The 20,684-nt window shown below is 70.2% G+C and carries 18 protein-coding genes; 5 read left to right on the top strand and 13 right to left on the bottom strand.

Annotation, left to right across the window (positions count from 1 at the left end):
- The first annotated feature begins 114 nt into the window (after positions 1 to 114).
- Together CLV71_RS35735 and CLV71_RS35730 are read left to right on the top strand one after the other, a co-directional pair.
- Entirely contained in the window at positions 115 to 801 is a 687-nt protein-coding gene (locus tag CLV71_RS35735) for a DNA alkylation repair protein (RefSeq protein WP_133907311.1), read from the top strand.
- Between the two features lie 19 nt (positions 802 to 820).
- Positions 821 to 1,615 (top strand): AAC(3) family N-acetyltransferase, encoded by a 795-nt coding sequence (locus CLV71_RS35730; RefSeq protein WP_133907310.1) that lies wholly within the window; start codon positions 821 to 823, stop codon positions 1,613 to 1,615.
- 1,780 nt (positions 1,616 to 3,395) lie between these two features.
- Here CLV71_RS35730 and pheT read toward each other — a convergent pair.
- From pheT to CLV71_RS35680, 9 genes are all read right to left on the bottom strand, one after another.
- Positions 3,396 to 5,900, bottom strand: coding sequence for a phenylalanine--tRNA ligase subunit beta (gene pheT, locus CLV71_RS35720; protein WP_133907309.1), 2,505 nt, complete (start codon positions 5,898 to 5,900; stop codon positions 3,396 to 3,398).
- A gap of 36 nt (positions 5,901 to 5,936) precedes the next feature.
- Positions 5,937 to 7,004 (bottom strand): phenylalanine--tRNA ligase subunit alpha, encoded by a 1,068-nt coding sequence (pheS, locus tag CLV71_RS35715; protein WP_133907308.1) that lies wholly within the window; start codon positions 7,002 to 7,004, stop codon positions 5,937 to 5,939.
- A gap of 110 nt (positions 7,005 to 7,114) precedes the next feature.
- Positions 7,115 to 7,942: a DUF6159 family protein gene (locus CLV71_RS35710; protein ID WP_133907307.1), complete on the bottom strand. Its 828-nt coding sequence runs from the start codon at positions 7,940 to 7,942 to the stop codon at positions 7,115 to 7,117.
- A gap of 94 nt (positions 7,943 to 8,036) precedes the next feature.
- A complete protein-coding gene (locus CLV71_RS35705) occupies positions 8,037 to 8,852 on the bottom strand; it encodes a TrmH family RNA methyltransferase (protein WP_133907345.1) in 816 nt (271 codons plus the stop codon).
- Complete coding sequence (rplT, locus tag CLV71_RS35700; protein WP_133907306.1) at positions 8,849 to 9,223, bottom strand: 50S ribosomal protein L20; 375 nt, start codon at positions 9,221 to 9,223, stop codon at positions 8,849 to 8,851. The genes CLV71_RS35705 and rplT overlap by 4 nt, the downstream gene beginning before the upstream one ends.
- 66 nt (positions 9,224 to 9,289) lie before the next feature.
- Positions 9,290 to 9,484 carry a 50S ribosomal protein L35 gene (gene rpmI, locus CLV71_RS35695; protein WP_133907305.1) on the bottom strand — a complete coding sequence of 65 codons (195 nt, stop codon included), beginning with the start codon at positions 9,482 to 9,484 and terminating at the stop codon, positions 9,290 to 9,292.
- 74 nt (positions 9,485 to 9,558) lie between these two features.
- Positions 9,559 to 10,113 (bottom strand): translation initiation factor IF-3, encoded by a 555-nt coding sequence (gene infC / locus CLV71_RS35690; RefSeq protein ID WP_133907304.1) that lies wholly within the window; start codon positions 10,111 to 10,113, stop codon positions 9,559 to 9,561.
- A 288-nt stretch (positions 10,114 to 10,401) separates the two neighbouring features.
- Positions 10,402 to 11,076, bottom strand: coding sequence for a response regulator (locus CLV71_RS35685; protein WP_133907303.1), 675 nt, complete (start codon positions 11,074 to 11,076; stop codon positions 10,402 to 10,404).
- A complete protein-coding gene (locus CLV71_RS35680) occupies positions 11,073 to 12,659 on the bottom strand; it encodes an ATP-binding protein (protein ID WP_133907302.1) in 1,587 nt (528 codons plus the stop codon). Before CLV71_RS35680 ends, CLV71_RS35685 begins: the two co-directional genes overlap by 4 nt.
- Positions 12,660 to 12,761: 102 nt before the next feature.
- Between CLV71_RS35680 and CLV71_RS35675 the strand changes: the two genes are divergently transcribed.
- The gene (locus CLV71_RS35675; RefSeq protein ID WP_243867020.1) at positions 12,762 to 14,147 is read left to right on the top strand and encodes a cation:dicarboxylate symporter family transporter; all 1,386 of its coding nucleotides are present in this window, start codon (positions 12,762 to 12,764) and stop codon (positions 14,145 to 14,147) included.
- Between the two features lie 87 nt (positions 14,148 to 14,234).
- Here CLV71_RS35675 and CLV71_RS35670 read toward each other — a convergent pair whose 3' ends face one another.
- Positions 14,235 to 14,693: a pyridoxamine 5'-phosphate oxidase family protein gene (locus tag CLV71_RS35670; protein ID WP_133907300.1), complete on the bottom strand. Its 459-nt coding sequence runs from the start codon at positions 14,691 to 14,693 to the stop codon at positions 14,235 to 14,237.
- Positions 14,694 to 14,737: 44 nt separating this feature from the next.
- Between CLV71_RS35670 and CLV71_RS35665 the strand changes: the two genes are divergently transcribed.
- The gene (locus tag CLV71_RS35665; RefSeq protein ID WP_133907299.1) at positions 14,738 to 15,301 is read left to right on the top strand and encodes a TetR/AcrR family transcriptional regulator; all 564 of its coding nucleotides are present in this window, start codon (positions 14,738 to 14,740) and stop codon (positions 15,299 to 15,301) included.
- Between the two features lie 65 nt (positions 15,302 to 15,366).
- On the opposite strand, the gene CLV71_RS35660 is transcribed toward CLV71_RS35665, so the two are convergent.
- Entirely contained in the window at positions 15,367 to 16,344 is a 978-nt protein-coding gene (locus CLV71_RS35660; protein WP_133907298.1) for an AraC family transcriptional regulator, read from the bottom strand.
- 122 nt (positions 16,345 to 16,466) lie between these two features.
- Positions 16,467 to 16,913, bottom strand: a complete 447-nt coding sequence (locus tag CLV71_RS35655; RefSeq protein WP_133907297.1) for an SRPBCC family protein — start codon at positions 16,911 to 16,913, stop codon at positions 16,467 to 16,469.
- Positions 16,914 to 16,945: 32 nt separating this feature from the next.
- On the opposite strand from CLV71_RS35655, the gene CLV71_RS35650 reads away from it, so the two are divergent.
- The gene (locus tag CLV71_RS35650; protein ID WP_133907296.1) at positions 16,946 to 17,815 is read left to right on the top strand and encodes an oxidoreductase; all 870 of its coding nucleotides are present in this window, start codon (positions 16,946 to 16,948) and stop codon (positions 17,813 to 17,815) included.
- Between the two features lie 6 nt (positions 17,816 to 17,821).
- On the opposite strand, the gene uvrA is transcribed toward CLV71_RS35650, so the two are convergent.
- Positions 17,822 to 20,674 (bottom strand): excinuclease ABC subunit UvrA, encoded by a 2,853-nt coding sequence (gene uvrA, locus CLV71_RS35645; RefSeq protein WP_133907295.1) that lies wholly within the window; start codon positions 20,672 to 20,674, stop codon positions 17,822 to 17,824.
- Positions 20,675 to 20,684 lie beyond the last annotated feature (10 nt).

Here is a 20,684-nt window from a genome sequence, read left to right as displayed (position 1 = left end):
GTGAAATCGCGAGAACAGCCCCCGGCTCGCATCAATGGGACTCTCGCTCGCACTCCTCCCCCATTCCCAGCCCGATTCGCTGGAATTGTCGGTCCTCCGGCGTAACTTGGCCTCATGACCGAATCCCAAACCCTCATCACCGCGATCCGCGACGGCCTGGCCTCCTCAGGAGACGCTGGCAAGGCCCCCGACATGCAGCGCTACATGAAGTCGACGATGCCCTTCCACGGCGTGCCGTCCCCCGAACGCACGACCCTCGCCCGACGACTGTTCTCGACGCACGTGCTGACCGACGAGGACGAATGGCGCGCAGCCGTCCTCACCCTGTGGCGAGAAGCGACCCACCGCGAGGAGCGGTACATGGCGATCGCCCTGACCGGTGACCGCCGGTACGCGGCATGGCAGACCCCGGCACTGCTCCCGTTGTACGAGGAACTGATCGTCACAGGAGCGTGGTGGGACTACGTCGACGAGGTCGCGAGCCGCCGGGTCGGCCCACTGTTACGCCGGTTCCCCGACGACCTGACCCCGGCGATGTACTCCTGGGCCACGGACACCGACCTGTGGAAACGCCGGACGTCCATCATCTGCCAGCTCACCTTCAAGGAGGCGACCGACACGAAGCTGCTCACCAGTGCGATCGAGGCGAACCTCGACGACAGGGACTTCTTCATCCGCAAGGGCATCGGCTGGGCGTTACGCCAGTTCGCCCGCACCGAACCCGGCTGGGTGCGGGCGTTCGTGGACACCCACCCGGGACTGTCCCCGTTGTCGGTCCGAGAGGCGGTAAAGCACTTGTAGCGCTTGACACGATGCGTACATGACCACGGATCTGCCGCCGACTCGTGCCTCACTCGCCACCGATCTCACCGCACTCGGCCTGCGCGGAGGCGACACGGTCCTGGTGCACTCGTCGCTGCGCGCGGTCGGCTGGGTGCCGGGCGGCCGGGTCGCCGTGACGCAGGCGCTGCTGGACGTGCTCGGTCCGGCGGGCACGCTAGTGGTGCCGACGCAGACGATGGAGAACTCGGACCCGAAGCACTGGCAGCATCCGCCGGTACCGGAGGCGTGGTGGCCGGTGGTCCGCGAACACATGCCGGCGTTCGACCCAGCGGTGTGGCCGAGCCGAGGCATCGGCGCACTGGCGGAGGCGGTACGCACGTGGCCGGGCGCGGTGCGGAGCAACCACCCCCAGGCGTCGTTCGCGGCGGTGGGCGCACGAGCAGGGGAACTGATGGCACGGCACGATCTGGACAGCCACCTGGGTGAGGCCTCCCCACTGGCCGCCCTGGAACGCGTCGACGCACGGATACTGCTGCTGGGCGTCGGCTACGACACGTGCACGACCTTCCACCTGGCGGAGTACCGCGTTCCGTCGCCAAGGGCGGAGTTCAGCTGCGCGATGAAGACAGAGGACGGCCGAGAGTGGGTCACCTACAGCGACGTGGCCACCAACAGCGACGACTTCGACAGATTGGGAGCAGCCTACGAACCAACGGCCACCCTCAGCAGAGGACGGGTGGGCGGGGCAGACACACGCCTCTTCCCGGCAAGGGAGGCAATAGCCTTCGCCACAGACTGGCTACGCACGAACCGCGAACCGCCCCAGCCGTAGGCCCTCCACGCCCACGCGGCCGGCTGGCCGCCCCGGCCGGGCGGTCGGGGTCGGTCGGGGTCGGTCAGTCGGGGTCGGTCAGTCGGGGGTTGGTCGGTCGGGCGGTCGGGCGGTCGGGCGGTCGGGCGGTCGGGCGGGCGGGCGGGCGGGCGGGCGGAGCGAACCTGCTCGCACGTCCCCACGAGGTCGGTGGCTGACCACACCTACGTCCACGCGGCTGGCTGGCCAACCTCGCGCAGCTCCGATGCGGCTGGCGGCTGACCAGCTGGCGCGCCCCGCGCGATCGCGGCCAACCCCACGAACGTTCACCACGCCAACGGTCATCCGCACGCACATACCGAGCGGTTGGGCGGCCGACCGGCTCGCCCGTCCCATGCAGTTCGTCCTCGACCGCAGGAACGTTCCACCCCGCCAGCAGCCAACCAGATGCCTGACCGAGCGGGTTGGGCAGCCAACCACATCGCAGGTCCCACGCCGTCCACTCCCGACCGCACGATCCTCCCACCTGGTCGACGGCCAACCGGATGCACGAACCGAGCGTTGGGGCCGCCAACCGGCTCGCACATCCCACGTTGTCCACGCCGACCGCACGAACGTCCCGCCTGACCGGCGGCCAACCACTCGCGAGTACCGAGCGAGTTGGGCGGCCAACCAGCTCGCGCGTTCGACGCGGTCGGTGGCCGACCACGCAAGAGTGCCGCTTGCTGGCGGCCGACCAGTCGCAGGTCCCTTGTGGCCGGCGGCGAACCAGCGAGTGTGACTCGCGCAGTTGGCGACCGACCACACGAACGTCCCATGCGGCCGACGGGCTAACCACGTGCACGTCCCATGCGGATGGCGGCCGACCCCGCTCTTGCGCTCCACGCGGCCGGCGACCGCTCAGCTTGTGCGTTCGGCGTGGCTGGCACGTCCGGGCTGCTCGTGCCTCGCGCGGAAGGCATCGTGGCGAGGCCCGTCCGGCGCCCACTGCGCCTCTCTTGGTCCCATCGACGGGCCGCCGTTCTCGAACGGCGCGGCGGGTGTTGGAGCCGCCCGTTGCGGGACGCCTGGGCGACAGGCGTGGAGTGGCGCCGATGCCGCCTGCGGTCAGCGTCCGCGCAGCCGCAGCACCGCGCCGAACGCGACGATCAGCACCGCGCATGCCTTCGCGCGAGCCCGTCAGCGTTCGCGGGCGCATCAGCCTTCGGGCGAGCGCGCATCGGCGACCGCCCGTTTGACGTGGTTCGTTGTGGCGCGGGCGCCCGGCAGGTTGGTCATGCCGGCGACGCCCAGTGACGATCATGTCGGTGCTGGTGTGCGGTGATGGTGGTCTCGTCTCGGTGAGCTGACTGGCGTCGGCGCACCGGTCTGAGGGTGGTCGGTGTCCGCCGGCCTTGCGGCCAGCGGCCGCCTCGACGTGTGGTGGCTACGGAAACTCGCGCGTGGGCAGCGCGGTCAGCAGTCGGGCTGGTGTACGGCCGCTCTGACTCCTGGCGTGGCGCAGAGCCGCAGCGATGCGCGTTGGCTGGAGACGACGGTGGCGCCAGCGTCAGGACACGCGGCCTTGCCTCGCGCGCTGTGTCGCTCGCGGCAAGTGGCGACCGGACGGCGAGTGCTTCGTCCTGCCAGTCGCGGCGGGTCCGTTGCTCGAGGCGCGTATCGGTGTCGCTCGTGACCGCGGATCCTCGCCACACTGGCTCTGTCGCGCGATCGGCGAGGGTAAGGACGACTCAGGGCGAGTTGGTCATGCCAACTCGCCCTGAGGCCAAGTGTTCCGAGGCCGTGCCGTGACGCGGCAGGCTCAGGAACGCAGTGCCGCGCCGTAGCGGGACGCTGCCGCAGCCACGGCGGCGTCGCGGGCTGCTGTCGCCTCCTCGACCGTGAGAGTGCGATCAGGAGCGCGGAAGCGCAGGGAGTACGCCAACGAGCGCTTGCCCTCACCCACCTGCTCGCCCGTGAACACGTCGAACAGGTGGATGTCCTCCAGCAGTTCGCCGCCGCCGTTGTGGAGTGTGGTGGCCACCTCGGCCACCGGCACCGACTCGTCCACCACCAGGGCCACGTCCAGCAGGACCGGCGGATACGGCGACGGAGCGGGGGCCGGGCGGCGGTCCACCAGGGGGAGGGAGTCCAGCTTCAACTCCATCGCACACGTGCGCTTCGGCAGGCCCAGGGCGTCGATCACCTTGGGGTGCAGCTCGCCCGCGTAGCCCACCGCCAGGTCGCCCACCAGCAGCTGCGCGCAGCGGCCCGGGTGCCACGGCGGGAGCTCCGCGGCCTGGACGGTCAGTGCCAGGCCCGCGGCCTCCGCGACGATCTCGGCCGCTCGCACCGCGTCCGACCAGGTGGCCTGCTGGCCCGGGCCCCACCAGCCGGCTCGCTCGCGGTTGCCTGCCAGGACTACCGCCGTGTGGACCGGCTGCTGCGGCAGTGCGGCGTGCAGCGCCGCTATCTCCCCGTCCTTCGGGCGGCCGTCCACCGCCACGGCGGGCACCGGGATCCGCTGGGACTTCGGCAGTGTCACCTGTCCTATGTGGAACAGGGCCACGTCACGCATGCCTCGGGAGACGTTGCGGGTCAGGGCGTCCAGCAGGCTCGGCAACAGGGTCGTCGCCAGTTCGCTGCGGTCGGCCTCGAGAGGGTTCAGCACCGTGATGGTGCGCCTGCGGTTGTCGTCGTGGGGCAGGCCCAGTGCGTCCCACACCGTCGGCGACACGAACGGGAACGGGATCACCTCGATGTACCCGGCCTCGGCCAGGGCTCGGCCCACCGCCCGGCGGCGACGCTGACTCGCCGTCAGACCGGTGCCGGGAGGCGCGGGCGGGAGCGCGGTCGGGATGCTGTCGTAGCCCTCCAGGCGCAGGACCTCCTCCACCAGGTCCGCGGGCTCGGCCAGGTCGGGACGCCACGTCGGCGGATGCGCGATGACGAGCGGCTGGCCGTCCTCGCCCGTGACGACCTCCGCCTTGCAGCCGATCTGCTGCAACCGTCGCACCGTGGCACCGCTCGGGTAGCGGACGCCCGCCACCTGGTCCGGGAGGCCGATCGGCATCGCGACCATGGGCATCGGCGTCACACCGCCGACATCCGTGCGGCCGGGCTGGATGCTGCCGTCCGCGTGGTCGCGGAGCAGGCGTGCCGCCCGCTCCAGCGCCATCGGGGCGATGTTGGTGTCGACGCGGCGCTCGAAGCGCTTGGACGCCTCCGACGGCAGCTTGTGGCGCCGGACCGACCGCAGGATCTGCGTCGGGTTCCAGCTCGCCGCCTCCAGCAGGATGTCCGTGCTGTCCGAGCGGACCTCGGTGCTCGCGCCGCCCATCACGCCGGCCAGGGAGATCGGGCCCGTGTCGTCGGCGATGACGATGTCGTCGGGGTCCAGCTCCCGCTCGACGTCGTCCAGCGTCGTGAGCTTCTCGCCCTTCTCGGCCCTGCGGACGACCATCGTGCCCTTGATCGACGGGGTGTCGAAGGCGTGCATCGGCTGGCCCATCTCGAGCATCACGTAGTTCGTGACGTCGACGGCCAGGGAGATCGACCGGATGCCCGCGAGCATCAGGCGCTGGCGCAGCCACCACGGGGTCGGCGACGTGGGGTCGACGCCCGTGATGCGGCGGACCACGAAGCGAAGGCAGTCCTCGCTGTCCTCGACCTTGACCGGGTAGGCGTCGCCCTCCGGCTCGGGCACGTCGATGGCCGCGTGGTCGCGGTAGTCGATGTTGAACGCGCACGCCAGCTCGCGGGCGAGGCCCCGGATGGAGAACGCGTAGCCGCGGTCGGGGGTGATCGCCAGCTCGATCACGGTCTCGTCGAGGCCGAGCAGCTCCACGGCGTCGTCGCCCGCACCCGCCTCGCCGCTGGGCAGCACGAGGATGCCGGAGTGCTCGTCACCGAGACCCAGCTCGCGGGCGGAGCAGATCATGCCGTCGCTGTCGTGGCCGTACGTCCTGCGTTTGGTGATCTCGAAGCCGCCGGGGAGTACCGCGCCCGGCAGTGCGACGACCACGAGGTCGCCCTCGGTGAAGTTCGTCGCGCCGCAGATGATGCCGCGCATCCGGGGACCCATGGTCTCGTCGTGGTCGTCCGCCTCGATGACCTCGACCATGCAGTACCGGATGGGCTTCTTGAACTCCTTGAGCTCCTCGATCTCGGCGACACGGCCGACCACGACGGGACCGGTCACCGGGCCGAGCGGAGTGACGTCCTCGACCTCGAGCCCGACACGCACGAACGCGTCGGCGATCTGGTCCGGCGTGAACTTGTCCTTGGTCTCCAGGTTCTCGGTGAGCCAGCTGACGGGGACCCGCACGGTGTTCCTCTCCTACAGACGGGATGTGGGGCGCGGTCAGGCCTCGACGCCGAAGGGGGCGGTGAACCGCACGTCCCCCTCGACCATGTCGCGCATGTCCGGGATGCCGTTGCGGAACTGCAGCGTCCGCTCGATGCCCATGCCGAACGCGAAGCCCGAGTACACGTCCGGGTCGACACCGCACGCCCGCAACACGTTCGGGTGAACCATGCCGCAACCGCCCCACTCGACCCAGCCCGCGCCGCCCTTCTTCTCCGGGAACCACACGTCCGGCTCGGCGGACGGCTCGGTGAACGGGAAGTAGGACGGGCGCAACCGGATCTTGGAGCTCCCGCCGAACATGGCCTTGGCGAACGCGTCCAGCGTGCCCTTCAGGTGGGCCATCGTGAGGCCCTTGTCCACCGCGAGACCCTCGACCTGGTGGAAGACCGGGGTGTGCGTGGCGTCGAGCTCGTCGGTGCGGAACGTGCGGCCCGGGCACACCACGTACACCGGCAGCTCACGCTCGAGCAGCGAGCGGATCTGCACCGGCGAGGTGTGGGTGCGCAGGACCAGGCCCGAGTCCGCCGGCGCCACGTAGAACGTGTCCTGCATGGAGCGGGCCGGGTGGTCCTTCTTGAAGTTGAGCGCGTCGAAGTTGAACCACTCGGTCTCGACCTCGGGGCCCTCGGCGACCTCCCAGCCCATCGCGACGAACACGTCGGCGATGCGCTCGGACAGCGTCGTCAGCGGGTGCCTGGCGCCGCGCGGGACGCGGTCCCACGGCAGCGTGACGTCGACGGCCTCCTCACGGAGCACCCGGTCGTCGCGGTCGGCCTCCAGCTCGACACGGCGGACGTCGAACGCCGCACGCACCTGCTTCTGTGCCTCGTTGACGCGTTTACCCGCGTCGGCCTTGGCGTTCGGCGGCAGCGCGCCGATCTCGCGGCGGGCGACCATCAGCGGCGCCTTGTCGCCAAGGTGGGCAGGCTTGACCGCGGCCAGCGCCGCCAGGTCCGCCGCCTTCGCGAACTCCTTGCGCGCCTGCTCCACGGCAGCAGTCAGCGTCTCCGGCGCCAGCGCCGCGACCTGCTTCGGATCGTAGGAGTCATTGGCTGCGGACATGGTGAGTGCGAGCTCCCGGGACGGTTAGCCTGGATCGATCTGGTGCTCGCGCATACGTCGAGCACAGTGATCCTAGGTGATCGGCCGATTCGGCCCGCACCCAGTTTCCCCTATCGACGCTTCTGGGGGAACGCGTTGCCGAGGTCCGTGCCCGCGAACTCCCGCGGCACGGCCCGTTCGGCCGCGTAGTGGTACAGCGCCGTCTGGTAGATCCCGGACAGCGCGCTGGACACGACGACCGAGACCAGGAACCACAGGACGGCGAGGCCGTAGAGCACCAGGCTCACCGCCCCGCCCGCCGCGATGCCCAGCCCGACGAGCAGGACGCTGGGCAGGAACAGCAGGAAGCCGACCGCGCCGATCCCCGCGTTGCCCAGCACGTTCTCGCCCCAGGTGCCGCGGAACAGCTCGACGGAGCGTTTCACGGCCGGTTTGGTGGTCGCGCCCTCGAGGACCATGACCGGCAGCACCAGGTAGGTGACGAGGTGCCACGCCATCCCGACCATGCCGCCGATGATCCGGCCGACGAAGCCGAGCCGCTCCTCGATCGCCCGGATGATCATCGACACGGTCGCGGACAGCAGCGCCCACGGGAGAAGTCGCCCTGCCATGGACCCGGCGGTGCGCAGCCCGCCCGCGACGCTCGGGTCGCCGCCCATGAGCGCGATGTGCGCCTGGGAGATCAGCGCGGTGTTGAAGAAGATCGCCACGTACGCGCTGACGAGGTAGAACGCGACGAGCAGGACGTAGGTCGCCGGGGAGGCGCCGCCGTCGCGCGAGTCGACGTCGAGCGTGAACACGGCCGGGGTGAGGAAGATGATCGCGACCAGCAGCCCGGCGGCGCCGGACAGGATCGGGAAGACCACCAGCTCCTTGCGTGAGCGCAGCACTCGCCAGGACGCCGTGAACATCTGCCAGGAACGCGCGAACCGACCCATTCCGAACCCCCGGACTCGGACGACGAGGCACCGTCGCGTGCCTCCAGACGGAGAGTGATCAAATCCTCGTCCGGTTAAACCCGTTCGAGTGAAGTCATCCGTTTTGTTGCCACGCCGAGGCGTAGAGGCAGACGGTCGCGGCTGTCGCCAGGTTGAGGCTTTCCGCGTGGCCGTAGATCGGCACCCGCAGCGACTCGTCCGCGGCCGCCTTCACCTCGTCAGAGAGCCCGTGGGCCTCGCTGCCGAAGAGCCACGCGGTGGGGCCCGTGACGGCACCCGGCGTGAGCTCGGCCTTCGCGTAGCCGTCGGTGGCGACCAGTCGCAGACCCGACGCACGGCAGGCGTCGACGACCTCGTCGACGGGGGCACGTGCGATCGGCACGTGGAAGACACTGCCGGTGGAGGCACGCACGCACTTGCCGTTGTGCGGGTCGACGGCGTCGCCCGCCAGGACCACCGCGTCGGCGCCCGCGGCGTCCGCCACCCGGATGACCGTGCCCGCGTTGCCGGGGTCGGACACGCCGACGAGGACGGCGACGAGCCGGGGCGCACCGGCCAGCACGTCGGCGAGGGGGCGGTCGACGAGGCCGCACACGGCGACCACGCCCTGCGGGGTGACGGTCTCGGCGAGGCCCGTCATCGCACGGTCGGTGACCGTCGAGACCGGGACGCCACGATCGTGTGCGGCGGCGACCAGCTCGCTGTCGCGGCGGGTGAGGAAATCCTCGGTCACGAACAGCTCGTGCACCTCACCCGGCCACGCGAGTGCCTCGCGGACGGCCTGGGCGCCCTCGACGAGGAACCGGCCGGCGCGTTCCCGGCCCGTGCGACGGGACAGGGCCCTGGCAGCAGCGACCCGGGGCGTCCGCTCGGTGAACGGACCATCCCCGGGTCGTGGTGCGGTGTTCAGGAAGCCTTGCCCTGCTGGTGCGCGTTCTCGCGGGCGACCTCGACGAGCGCGGCGAACGCGGCCTCGTCGTTGACGGCCAGCTCGGCGAGGATCTTGCGGTCCACCTCGACGCCTGCGTTCTTGAGGCCCTGGATGAACCGGTTGTAGGTCAGGCCGTTGAGGCGTGCCGCGGCGTTGATGCGGGTGATCCACAGCTGGCGGAAGTCACCCTTGCGGGCGCGCCGGTCCCGGTACGCGTAGTTGAGCGAGTGGAGCATCTGCTCCTTCGCCTTGCGGTACAGCCGCGAGCGCTGGCCGCGGTAGCCGCTGGCCAGCTCGAGGGTCGTGCGGCGCTTCTTTTGGGCGTTCACTGCCCGCTTGACGCGTGCCACGGTGCAAATCCTGTCGATCTCGTGGGCGGCTTCACGCGCGCCCGGTGGTCAGGGAAACGAGGACGGTCAGAGACCGAGCAGCTTCTTCACGCGGCGGACGTCGGACTTGGCGACCTCGGTGGTGCCGGACAGCCGACGGGTGACGGAGCTGGGCTTCTTCTCCAGCTTGTGGCGAAGGCCGGTCTTCTGACGACGCAGCTTTCCCTTGCCGGTGACCCGGACACGCTTGGACGTACCGGAGTGGGTCTTGTTCTTGGGCATCGTTCTTCCTCGCACAGTGCTGCGACCGGGTCGCCTCGGTTGACGAGGCGCTCGGTCTTCGGTCGGGCATCGGATCAGTTCGTGTCGGTGCCCGCGCTCGCCTTCGGCCGGGTCTTCTGGGACTTGTGCGGCGCCAGCACCATGATCATGTTGCGGCCGTCCTGCTTCGGCGATGCCTCGACGAAGCCGAGATCGGCGACGTCCTCGGCCAGCCGCTGCAGCAGCCGGAAGCCAAGTTCGGGTCGCGACTGCTCACGACCCCGGAACATGATCGTCACCTTGACCTTGTTGCCGTGCTCGAGGAAGCGCATGACGTGCCCGCGCTTGGTCTCGTAGTCGTGTGTGTCGATCTTCGGACGGAGCTTCTGCTCCTTGATCACGGTGAGCTGCTGGTTTCGACGCGACTCGCGTGCCTTCTGGGCGCTCTCGTACTTGAACTTGCCGAAGTCCATGAGCTTGCAGACGGGCGGACGAGCCTGCGGGGCAACCTCCACGAGGTCCAGGTCCGCTTCCTGAGCGAGTCGCAGTGCGTCTTCGATGCGCACGATGCCAACCTGCTCGCCGTTCGGTCCTACTAGCCGGACCTCCGGAACTCGGATGCGGTCGTTGATACGTGTCTCGGAGCTGATGGGGCCTCCTCAGGCCGGTTGGGTCGTTCTCTCCCGCGACCCTCGCGGAGTCCCATCAAGCACGAAACCCCGCCGCCATGTAGGCGTACGGGGCCCGCTTCCGATCAACACCTGCCGCACCCGACAGGAGAACCACGTCTGGACACCGCACGGGTATCCACCGCGGCGACCGGAACCCGGCCACTGAGTGACTCGGGTGGGAGCGGGGCTCCACTTGTTCCGCCTCGCGGACGAGGCGGGTCGCAGCGAACAGAATAACACCCCGGCCAGGGGGATTTGTTCCCCGGGTCAGTTGTCGGCCCACTGGTACCGCAGCTCGGGCCTGCCTACCTGACCATATATCGGCTGGCGCACCGCGAGCCCGTGGTCGGCGAGGTACTCGAGGTAGCGCCGCGCGGTGACCCTGGACATGCCCAGCACGTCACCGGCGGCACTGGCCGACAGCCCCTCCCCCGCGCCCCGCAGCGCCGCGGCCACGGCGTCGAGGGTCGGCGCGCTCATGCCCTTCGGCAGCTGTGCGCTCTCACTCCCCCGCAGCGTCGCGAAGAGGTGGTCGACGTCGGTCTGGTCGGCCTGCTCGGCGCGGTCGACGCCGCGGCGGAACCGCGCGTACCGCTCCAGCTTGTCGCGCAGGGTGGCGAAGGTGAACGGCTTGAGCAGGTACTGGACGACACCGCTGGACACCGCCGCACGCACGAGCCCGAGGTCGCGCGCGGACGTCACCATGATCACGTCGACGAGCCTGCCCTCGGCCCGCAGCGTGCGGCACAGGTCGAGGCCGTTGCCGTCGGGCAGGTACTGGTCGAGCAGCAGGAGGTCGACGTCGAGGCGACCGAGCGCGCGGCGCGCCTCGGCCGCGGTGTGCACGACGCCCGCGACCTCGAAGCCGTCGACGCGGTCGACGTAGAGCCGGTGCGCGTCGGCCGCGACGAGGTCGTCCTCGACGACGAGAACGCGGATCACGACTTCACCAGCGCGGTCGGCAGCCGGGCGGTGAAGACGGCGCCGCGTTCGCCGTGGCTCACCTCGATGGTGCCGCCGCCGCGCCGGACGGCCTGGCGGACCAGCGCCAGGCCGAGGCCGCGACCGTCGGCCTTGGTCGACCAGCCCCGGTCGAACGCCACCTCGCCCGCCGACAGGCCCTTGCCGGTGTCCTCGACACGCAGCAGCAGCTCGCCGGCCTCGGCGCGGGCCGTCACGAAGACCTTGGGCGCGTTGCCGCCCTCGAGTGCGGCGTCGAGCGCGTTGTCGATGAGGTTGCCGAGGATCGTGACCACGTCCCTCGGTGCGAGCGTGCCGCCGAGGACCGCGTCGTCGATCTCGGTCTCCGGGGTGATCACCAGCTCCGCGCCACGCTCGTTCGCCTCGGCCGCCTTGCCGAGCAGCAGCGCGGCGAGCACGGGTTCGGACACCGCGTCCACCACCCGGTCGGTGAGCTGCTGGGCGAGTGCCAGCTCGGCCGTGGCGAACTCGACTGCCTCTCCGTAGCGGCCCAGCTCGACCAGCGAGACGACCGTGTGCAGCCGGTTCGCCGCCTCGTGGGCCTGGGAGCGCAGTGACTCCGCGAAGCCGCGGACCGAGTCCAGCTCGCCGGTCAGCGCCTGGAGGTCGGTGTGGTCGCGCAGGGTCACGACGGTGCCGTGGGCGTGGTTGCCGGAGCGGACCGGTGAGCAGGTGACGACGAGTACGCGGCGCTCGGTCAGGTGGATCTCGTCCCGGGTCGTCCGGTTGGCCGCCATGCTCGCCACCATCTCGGAGGGCAGGCCCAGCTCGGTGAGCGCCCTGCCCTCGACGTCGTCGCCCAGGTCCAGCAGCTCGCGGGCGCCGTCGTTGCACAGGGTCACCCGGCCGGCCTGGTCGACGAGCAGGAGACCCTCGCGCACGGTGTGCAGGATCGCCTCGTGGTACTCGAGGCGCCGGTTCAGCTCGGCCGCGCCGAGGCCGTGGGTCTGGCGGGCGAGGCGGCGGCTCACCAGGTAGATACAGGTCATGCCGACCGCGAGGGTGGCGAGGGCGACCAGCACGAGCCCGAGCAGGCGGTCGCGGACCTGGCCCGCGATGGCGTCGAGCGTGATGCCGACGCTGACGAGGCCGACGACGCGCTCGTCGTCGCGGATCGGGACCACCGCGCGGATCGACGGGCCGAGCGTGCCGGTGTAGGTCTCGGTGAACACCCTGCCCGCCAGTGCCTGGTCGATGTGGCCGAGGAACTTCTCGCCGATCCTCGCCGGATCGGGGTGGGTGTACCGCTTGCCGGTCGGGTCCATGATCGTGACGAAGTCGATCCCGGTGTCGTGCAGCACCCGGTTCGTGAACGGCTGCAGGATCGCGCTCGGGTCGGTCGCCTCGACGGCGTCCACGACCGCCGGGGAGTCGGCGATGGTCAGCGCGACGGCGACGACCTCGTCGCGCGTGGAGTCCTCGGTGCGGTCGGCGACGTCGAGGTAGGCGAGCGCGGCACCGGCCACCACCAGGAAACCGACGATGATCACCTGCAGCACGAGCAGCTGCCGCGCGAGGCTCCAGCCGCGACGTTCACGCGTCATGCGCTCTAGTGTGACTTGCTTCACAACAACCTTTGATCTCGACCCATGTACGTAATGAACAGAAACGTGACCCAGGTCTCACTCGTTCGGACAATGACCCGCATGTCCAGCGCTGAACAGCCAGTACGGCCGCGTCGTCGCGACCGCACGCACTTCCTCTACATCGCCGTCGTGGTCGCGGTCGCGATCGGCATCCTCATCGGCCTGGTGTGGCCCGAGCTCGGCAAGGAACTGAAGCCGCTCGGGACCGGGTTCGTCAACCTGATCAAGATGATGATCAGCCCGATCATCTTCTGCACGATCGTGCTGGGTGTCGGTTCGGTGGCCAAGGCCGCGAAGGTCGGCAGGGTCGGCACGCTCGCCATCGGCTACTTCCTCGTCATGTCGACGGTGGCGCTCATCATCGGCCTCATCGTGGGCAACATCATCCATCCGGGTGAGGGCCTGCACATCACCCCGGACGCTCAGGCGGCCGGCAAGGAGCTGGCCGGCGAGCCGACGAGCCTGGTCGACTTCCTGCTCAGCATCATCCCGACCACGCTGGTGTCCGCGTTCACCGAGGGGTCGGTGCTGCAGACGCTGCTCGTCGCGCTGTTGACGGGGTTCGCGGTGCAGGCGCTCGGCAGCAAGGGCGAGCCGATCCTGCGCGGCATCGGGCACCTCCAGCGCCTGGTGTTCCGCATCCTGTCGATGATCATGTGGGTGGCGCCGATCGGCGCGTTCGGTGCGATAGCGGCGGTGGTCGGCGAGACCGGCGTCGACGCGCTGAAGAGCCTGGCGATCATCATGATCGCCTTCTACATCACGTGTCTGATCTTCGTGTTCGGCATCCTGTCCAGCATCCTGTGGCTGGTGGCGCGCATGAACATCCTGACGCTGTTCCGCTACCTGTCGCGCGAGTTCCTGCTGATCCTGTCGACGTCGTCGTCGGAGGTCGCGCTGCCGAGGCTGATCGCCAAGATGGAGCACCTCGGCGTGAGCAAGCCGGTCGTGGGCATCGCGGTGCCGACGGGCTACTCGTTCAACCTGGACGGCACGGCGATCTACCTGACGATGGCGACGCTGTTCATCGCGGAGGCCATGGACAAGCCACTCGCGGTCGGCGAACAGTTCGGGCTGCTGCTGTTCATGATCATCGCGTCGAAGGGCGCGGCGGGCGTGACCGGCGCGGGCCTCGCGACGCTGGCGGGTGGTCTGCAGTCGCACCGGCCGGAGCTGGTCGACGGTGTCGGCCTGATCGTCGGCATCGACCGGTTCATGTCCGAGGCCAGGTCGCTGACGAACTTCGCGGGCAACTCGGTCGCCACCGTCCTGCTGGGCACGTGGACAGGAGAGTTCGACCGGGACAAGGCGAACCGCGTCCTGGCGGGCGACGATCCGTTCGACGAAAGCACCCTCCTCGACGAACACGGCAACACCCGGTCCGGGGAGGACTCCCCACCCGCCGAGCCGACCCCACCCGCCGCACCGGAGCCCGCCACGAGGTGACCGGCCCTGTCGGTGCCGTGCCGTAGCGTGGAACCGGGGGCCGGAGGCCACACCCGTTGCCGCCTTCCTTGGGCGGCAACGGGTTTCTCATTTGCGGGTGCGGCGGCGCCAGCCCGTGCCCTCGTGCCAGGACTCGATCACCAGGTGGTCCGGCGGCGTGCCGCCGAGGTAGGTCAGCGCGACCTCCGTGACGTCGATGCGGAAGGCCCCGGAGCCCTCCTCCGCGTCCGGGCCCGGCGGCACCTCGACCGCGCGACCGGAGAGCTTCGCGTCGCCGTGCCAGTCGGCCTCGTTCTCCGGCGGGTCGATCGACGGGCTGTGGACGGCGATGCGCGGGTCGCGGCGCACGTCGGCGAGCTTGAGCGAGTCGCCCATCATGCCGAAGGTCACCTCGCCGTCCTCGAACTGCAGCTCCGACGCGCTGATCCGCGGCGAGCCGTCCTTGCGCAGTGTCGCCATGGTCTTGTGCCTGCCTGCCTCGAACCTGCCGCGTACCTTCTCGGCGAACTCGGGCGCGTCCTTCTCGATCTCCTGCCAGGTAGCCATGCCGCGGATGCTACCCCGTTTCTGAATCGTGGTTCAATAACACGATGGCGCGCCCCCGCAAGATCTCCGACGACGACCTCCTCGCGGCGGCGGGCCGGGCGATCGGGCGACACGGGTCGGGGTTCACGCTGGTCCAGGTCGCGGGCGAGGCGGGGGTCGCCGTCGGCACGGTCGCGGGCCGCTTCGGCTCCAAGCACCGGCTACTGCACGCGATGATGTCCTCGGGCGGTGAGAGCGTCGCCCCCCGCATGCGGGCCGCGGCCGCGGGCCGGGACCCGGTCGAGGCGATCGTGGCGGCGGCGCTGGTGATCACCGAGGGCGTGGACGACCCGGCCACGACCGCCAACCACCTCGGTCAGCTGGGCGTCGACCTGGCCGAACCCGCGCTGCGGGCCGGGTTCGCGGCGCTGCGGGCGAACGTGCGGGAGGTGCTGACCGACCTGTTCGCGGCGGCGGCCCTGCCTGGTGCTCCCCCACCCGCGCAGGCGGCGCGGATCGTCGCCGCGCTGACGCAGGGTGCGCTCATGGACTGGTCGCTCGACCCCGGGGGCGTGGTGGCGGACGTCCTGCGCAGGGACATCGACGCGGTGCTCGCGCGGTGGCGCTGAGCCGGGGCTTGGCCTCCGGCCCCGGTTCCGAGGCTACGGCAGGGGGCCGACAAACCGGCTTCCCGTCAGGTCATGCTCAGGTCGAGCAGGTCGTCGCCTCGGCGTTTCCTGGCCGCGCCCGGGGAGACGCCCAGCACGCGTTTGAAGGCGCGGGCGAACGCCGCCTCCGAGCGGTAGCCCAGCTTGCGGGCCAGCTCGGCCGTGGTCGTCTGGCCCTCCTCGAACGAGCGGAGCGCCACCTGCATCCGCCAGCGGGTCACGTACTGCATGACCGGCTCGCCCACCACCTTCGTGAACCGGGCGGAGAACGCCGAGCGCGACATCGCCAGCTCGCTCGCCAGGTCGGCGACCGTCCACGGGTGGTCGGGCTGGCGGTGGATCAGCGCGAGCGCGCGGCCGAGCTGCGGGTCGTGCAGTGCGCCCAGCCAGCCGGTGCGTGCCGCCGGGTCGGCCTCGAGCCAGGTGCGGATCGCCTGGATGACGATGATGTCCGACAGACGGGTGATCACCTCCTCGCCGCCGGGGCGCAGCTCCTTCGCCTCGTTCGCCATCAGCCGCAGCAGGCTGGGCATCCAGCTGTCCGGGGCGCTGCCGGCCGTCTCGATGTGCAGGGTCTCGGGCAGGACCTCGATGAGGTGCCGCGCGCTCGGCTGGTCGAAGCGGATGGCGCCGCAGATCATGTGCGTCGGCGCGCCGCCGCCGCCGTGACGCAGCAGCTCGTACCGGTCGCTCACCAGGCCCCGCGGCAGGTCGACGACGCTCGGGGTCGGCACGCCGGGCTCGCTGAGCAGCGTGTGCCCCTGGCCGTGCGGGACCAGCACCAGCTCGCTCGCGCCCATGACGCGTGGCGGGCCGTCGCCGGTGCCGAGCCAGCACGTGCCCGCGGTCACGACGTGGAACCACAGGTGCCCCGGCATCGCGGGCATCGACATGCCCCACGGCGCGCTCAGCTCGGCGCGGCAGTAGAAGGCGCCGTTCATCCGGAGGAGGTGCAGCGCCTCACCGACCGGGTCGGTGGGTGCCCACGGGTCCAAACCCTTCATGGGACGAATATGACCGGTCGGCACCGGGCATCCAAGCGGCCTGGACGATCGGGCATGGAGTGGCGAGTTCCGGTCATGGGATCGCCAACCGCTCCCCGTGTGACTGGACGGTCTGTATGACCTCAGGCGCCCAGGTAGGCCCGGAAGCCACGCTGGCCGCGCCGCATCATGAGGGCGTGGTTGGCGCGGAAGACGGGCCTCGCGACGGGTGAGAGCACCCGCAGCAGCGGCTTGGTGACGACGACCCGCTGGGAGATGGCGAGAAGTGCGCCCGCGGCCCGGTGCTCGGCGACGTCGCCCTGGACGTAGCCCTCGAGGTCACCGGTCATGTCGACGCGCATTCGCCCGTTCGGGGCGTCCTCGATGGCGCGGTGCAGGCGGAAGGTGAGGTCGTAGGGCAGTGTCGACCGGCACACGACCTCGGCGGTGTCGTCGTCGAGCTGGTGCACGGTGCGGATGTCGGGCCACCAGGCGGGGTAGCTGGCGAGGTCGACGAGCGCGTCGAACACACGCCCCGTGTCGGCACGAACCGACCAGAGGCTGCGGAACCGGTAGTCGTTGAGCGACACCTCTCCGAGTATGCCGCCACTAGGGTGCGGCTATGGCGAAGTGGACGGTGGCGGATCTCCCGGACCAGAGCGGGCGCACCGTGGTCGTGACGGGTGCGAACAGCGGTGTCGGCCTGGCCGCGGCCACGGCGTTCGCGGCGGCAGGCGCCCGCGTGATCCTCGCGTGCCGGAATGTGGAGAAAGGCAAGGCGGCTGCCGCGACGATGGCCGACACGGTCGAGGTGCGCGCACTGGACCTCGCGAGCCTCGCGTCGGTCAGGGAGTTCGCCGCGTCGATCGACGAGCCGGTGAACGTCCTGGTGAACAACGCGGGCGTGATGGCGGTCCCCCACCGCCGCACGGCGGACGGCTTCGAGCTGCAGATCGGGACGAACCACCTCGGCCACTTCGCGTTGACCGGCCTGCTGCTGGACCGCCTGACCGAACGGGTGGTCACGGTCACGAGCGTCTTCCACTGGTTCGGCCACGTGAACCTGGACGACCTGAACTGGGATCGGCGGCGCTACCGCCGCTGGTCGGCCTACGAGCAGTCCAAGCTGGCCAACCTGCTGTTCACCTACGAGCTGGCCCGCCGCCTGACCGCCGCGGGCTCGCCGCTCGGTTCCTACGCGGCTCACCCCGGCTACGCGTCGACGAACCTGATGTCCCACACGGAGACGCTCCTGGACACGGTGATGGCCCTCGGCAACAGGGTCGCGGCCCAGAGCGCGGCGATGGGTGCCCTTCCCACGCTGTACGCGGCGACGGCCGACCTGCCGAACGGCGCCTACGTCGGTCCGAGCGCGGTGGTGTCGGGCTCCCCCCGGCTGGCCCGCTCCAGCCCGGCATCGCACGACCGGGAGAAGGCGACGGCGCTCTGGTCGCTGTCGGAGAAGCTGACCGAGGTGACCGTCGCCCTCTGACCCGGTCTAGAGAACCGTCTTCAGGAACTGGCCCGTGTACGACTCGGCCATCGCCGCGAGGTCCTCCGGCGAGCCCTCGCCCACGACCGTGCCGCCCCGGTTGCCGCCCTCCGGACCCATGTCGATGACCCAGTCCGACGTCTTGATGACGTCGAGGTTGTGCTCGATCACGATCACCGTGTTGCCCTTGTCGACCAACCCGTTGATGACGCCGAGCAGCTTGCGGATGTCCTCGAAGTGCAGCCCCGTGGTCGGCTCGTCCAGGACGTAGACGGTCTTGCCGGTGGAGCGCTTCTGCAGCTCCGAGGCCAGCTTCACCCGCTGCGCCTCACCGCCGGACAGCGTCGTCGCGGGCTGGCCGAGACGGACGTAGCCGAGGCCCACGTCCACCAGCGTCTTCAGGTGGCGGTGGATCGCCTTGATCGGCTCGAAGAAGGCCGCCGCCTCCTCGATCGGCATGTCCAGGATCTCGGAGACGGTCTTGCCCTTGTAGTGCACCTCCAGCGTCTCGCGGTTGTACCGCGCGCCCTTGCAGACCTCGCACGGGACGTAGACGTCCGGCAGGAAGTTCATCTCGATCTTGATGGTGCCGTCGCCCGCGCAGGCCTCGCAGCGGCCGCCCTTGACGTTGAACGAGAACCGGCCCGGCTGGTAGCCGCGGACCTTCGCCTCGGTCGTGACCGCGAAGAGCTTGCGCACGTGGTCCCACACGCCCGTGTACGTCGCCGGGTTGGACCTCGGGGTGCGCCCGATCGGGGACTGGTCCACCCGGACCAGCTTGTCCACCAGGGCCAGCCCGTTGACCCTCGTGTGTCTGCCGGGGACCTGGCGCGCGCCGTTCAGCTTGTTGGCCAGCACGGTCGCCAGGATGTCGTTGACCAGTGTCGACTTGCCGGAGCCGGACACCCCCGTCACCGACACCAGGCAGCCGAGGGGGAACGACACGTCGAGGGAGCGCAGGTTGTGCTCCCGCGCGCCCACCACCGTCAGCTGCCGCTTCTTGTCCACCGGGCGTCGGATCGCGGGGACCTCGATCTGCTCGCGACCGGACAGGTAGGCGCCGGTCAGCGACTTCCTGTTCTTCAGCAGCTTCTCGTACGAGCCACTGTGGATGATCTCGCCGCCGTGCTCGCCCGCGCCGGGGCCGATGTCGACCACCCAGTCGGAGTTGCGGATGGTGTCCTCGTCGTGCTCGACGACGATCAGCGTGTTGCCCAGGTCGCGCAGCCTCGTCAGCGTCTCGATCAGCCGGTGGTTGTCCCGCTGGTGCAGGCCGATCGAGGGCTCGTCGAGCACGTACAGCACGCCGACCAGACCCGAGCCGATCTGCGTGGCCAGGCGGATCCGCTGTGCCTCGCCGCCGGACAGCGTGCCCGCCGCGCGGCTGAGTGAGAGGTAGTCGAGGCCGACGTCGAGCAGGAAGCGCAGGCGGGCCTGGATCTCCTTCAGCACCGCGCCCGCGATGGCCTGCTCGCGGCGGCCGAGCTGGAGCCCGGCGAGGAAGTCGGCGCACTCGCTGATCGACAGCGCCGTGACCTCGGCGATCGACCGGGGGCCCTCCTTCTTGTGCGTCAGCGTGACCGCGAGGATCTCCGGCTTGAGGCGGGTGCCCTCGCACGCCGGGCACGGCACCTCGCGCATGTAGCCCTCGTACTTCTCCCGCATGTACTCGGACTCGGTCTGCTCCTGGCGCCGCTCGAGGAACGGGATGACGCCCTCGTAGTTGGCGTAGTACGAGCGTTCGCGCCCGTAACGGTTGCGGTAGCGGACATGCACCTGGTCCGCCGTGCCGTGCAGCACCGCCTTCTGTGCCCTGGCAGGCAGTTTGCGCCACGGCGTGTCCATCCGGAAGCCGACGGCCTCGGCCAGCGAGGTCAGCAGCCGCTCGAAGTACTCCGCGGTCTGCCCGCCCGCCCACGGCGCGATCGCCCCGTCGGCAAGGCTCAGCTCGTCGTCCGGCACGACAAGCTCCGGGTCCACCTCCTGGCGGACGCCGATGCCGGTGCAGACCTGGCACGCGCCGTAGGGCGAGTTGAACGAGAAGGACCTCGGCTCGAAGTCCTCGACCGCGAGCGCGTGGCCGTTGGGGCACGCGAGGTTCTCGGAGAAGCCGCGGATCCGGTTGGGGTCGGTCGGGTCGAGGTCGACGAACTCCAGCTCCACCAGCCCGTCGGCGAGGCGCAGCGCGGTCTCGACCGAGTCGGTGAGCCTGCGCTTGGAGCTCGACTTGACCTGCAGGCGGTCGATCACGACCGCGATCTCGTGCTTCTCCTGCTTCTTCAGCTTCGGCGGGTCGGTCAGCGAGTGCACCTCGCCGTCCACGCGAGCGCGGGAGTAGCCCTGGGACTGCAGCGACGAGAAGAGGTCGACGTACTCGCCCTTGCGGCCGCGGATGACCGGCGCGAGGACCTGGAACCGCAGGCCGTCGTCCATGGCCAGGACCTGGTCGACGATCTGCTGCGGGGTCTGCTTGCTGATCGGCTCGCCGCACTGCGGGCAGTGCGGCTTGCCCGCGCGCGCGAACAGGAGGCGCAGGTAGTCGTAGACCTCGGTGATCGTGCCGACGGTCGACCTCGGGTTGCGGTTGGTCGACTTCTGGTCGATCGACACCGCCGGCGACAGGCCCTCGATGAAGTCGACGTCCGGCTTGTCCATCTGGCCCAGGAACTGCCTCGCGTAGGCCGAGAGCGATTCCACGTACCGGCGCTGCCCCTCGGCGAAGATCGTGTCGAACGCCAGGCTCGACTTGCCGGACCCGGACAGCCCCGTGAACACGATCATGCTGTTCCTGGGCAGGTCGATGTCAACGCCGCGCAGGTTGTGCTCCCTGGCGCCGCGAACGACGAGGCGGTCAGCCACTGAAGTCCCT

The organism is Actinophytocola oryzae (assembly GCF_004364325.1).
Taxonomy (GTDB): domain Bacteria; phylum Actinomycetota; class Actinomycetes; order Mycobacteriales; family Pseudonocardiaceae; genus Actinophytocola; species Actinophytocola oryzae.
The sequence above is the reverse complement of the archived record's forward strand: the minus strand, read 5'-3'. Positions and strand labels throughout refer to the sequence as shown.

Excerpts from the sequence above, each read along its gene's own strand:
- CLV71_RS35735 (WP_133907311.1), top strand. The coding sequence starts at position 115 with ATGACCGAATCCCAAACCCTCATCACCGCGATCCGCGACGGCCTGGCC.
- CLV71_RS35730 (WP_133907310.1), top strand. The coding sequence starts at position 821 with ATGACCACGGATCTGCCGCCGACTCGTGCCTCACTCGCCACCGATCTC.
- pheS (WP_133907308.1), bottom strand. The coding sequence starts at position 7,004 with ATGTCCGCAGCCAATGACTCCTACGATCCGAAGCAGGTCGCGGCGCTG.
- CLV71_RS35710 (WP_133907307.1), bottom strand. The coding sequence starts at position 7,942 with ATGGGTCGGTTCGCGCGTTCCTGGCAGATGTTCACGGCGTCCTGGCGA.
- rpmI (WP_133907305.1), bottom strand. The coding sequence starts at position 9,484 with ATGCCCAAGAACAAGACCCACTCCGGTACGTCCAAGCGTGTCCGGGTC.
- CLV71_RS35680 (WP_133907302.1), bottom strand. The coding sequence starts at position 12,659 with ATGACGCGTGAACGTCGCGGCTGGAGCCTCGCGCGGCAGCTGCTCGTG.
- CLV71_RS35675 (WP_243867020.1), top strand. The coding sequence starts at position 12,762 with ATGTCCAGCGCTGAACAGCCAGTACGGCCGCGTCGTCGCGACCGCACG.
- CLV71_RS35670 (WP_133907300.1), bottom strand. The coding sequence starts at position 14,693 with ATGGCTACCTGGCAGGAGATCGAGAAGGACGCGCCCGAGTTCGCCGAG.
- CLV71_RS35665 (WP_133907299.1), top strand. The coding sequence starts at position 14,738 with ATGGCGCGCCCCCGCAAGATCTCCGACGACGACCTCCTCGCGGCGGCG.
- CLV71_RS35660 (WP_133907298.1), bottom strand. The coding sequence starts at position 16,344 with ATGAAGGGTTTGGACCCGTGGGCACCCACCGACCCGGTCGGTGAGGCG.
- CLV71_RS35650 (WP_133907296.1), top strand. The coding sequence starts at position 16,946 with ATGGCGAAGTGGACGGTGGCGGATCTCCCGGACCAGAGCGGGCGCACC.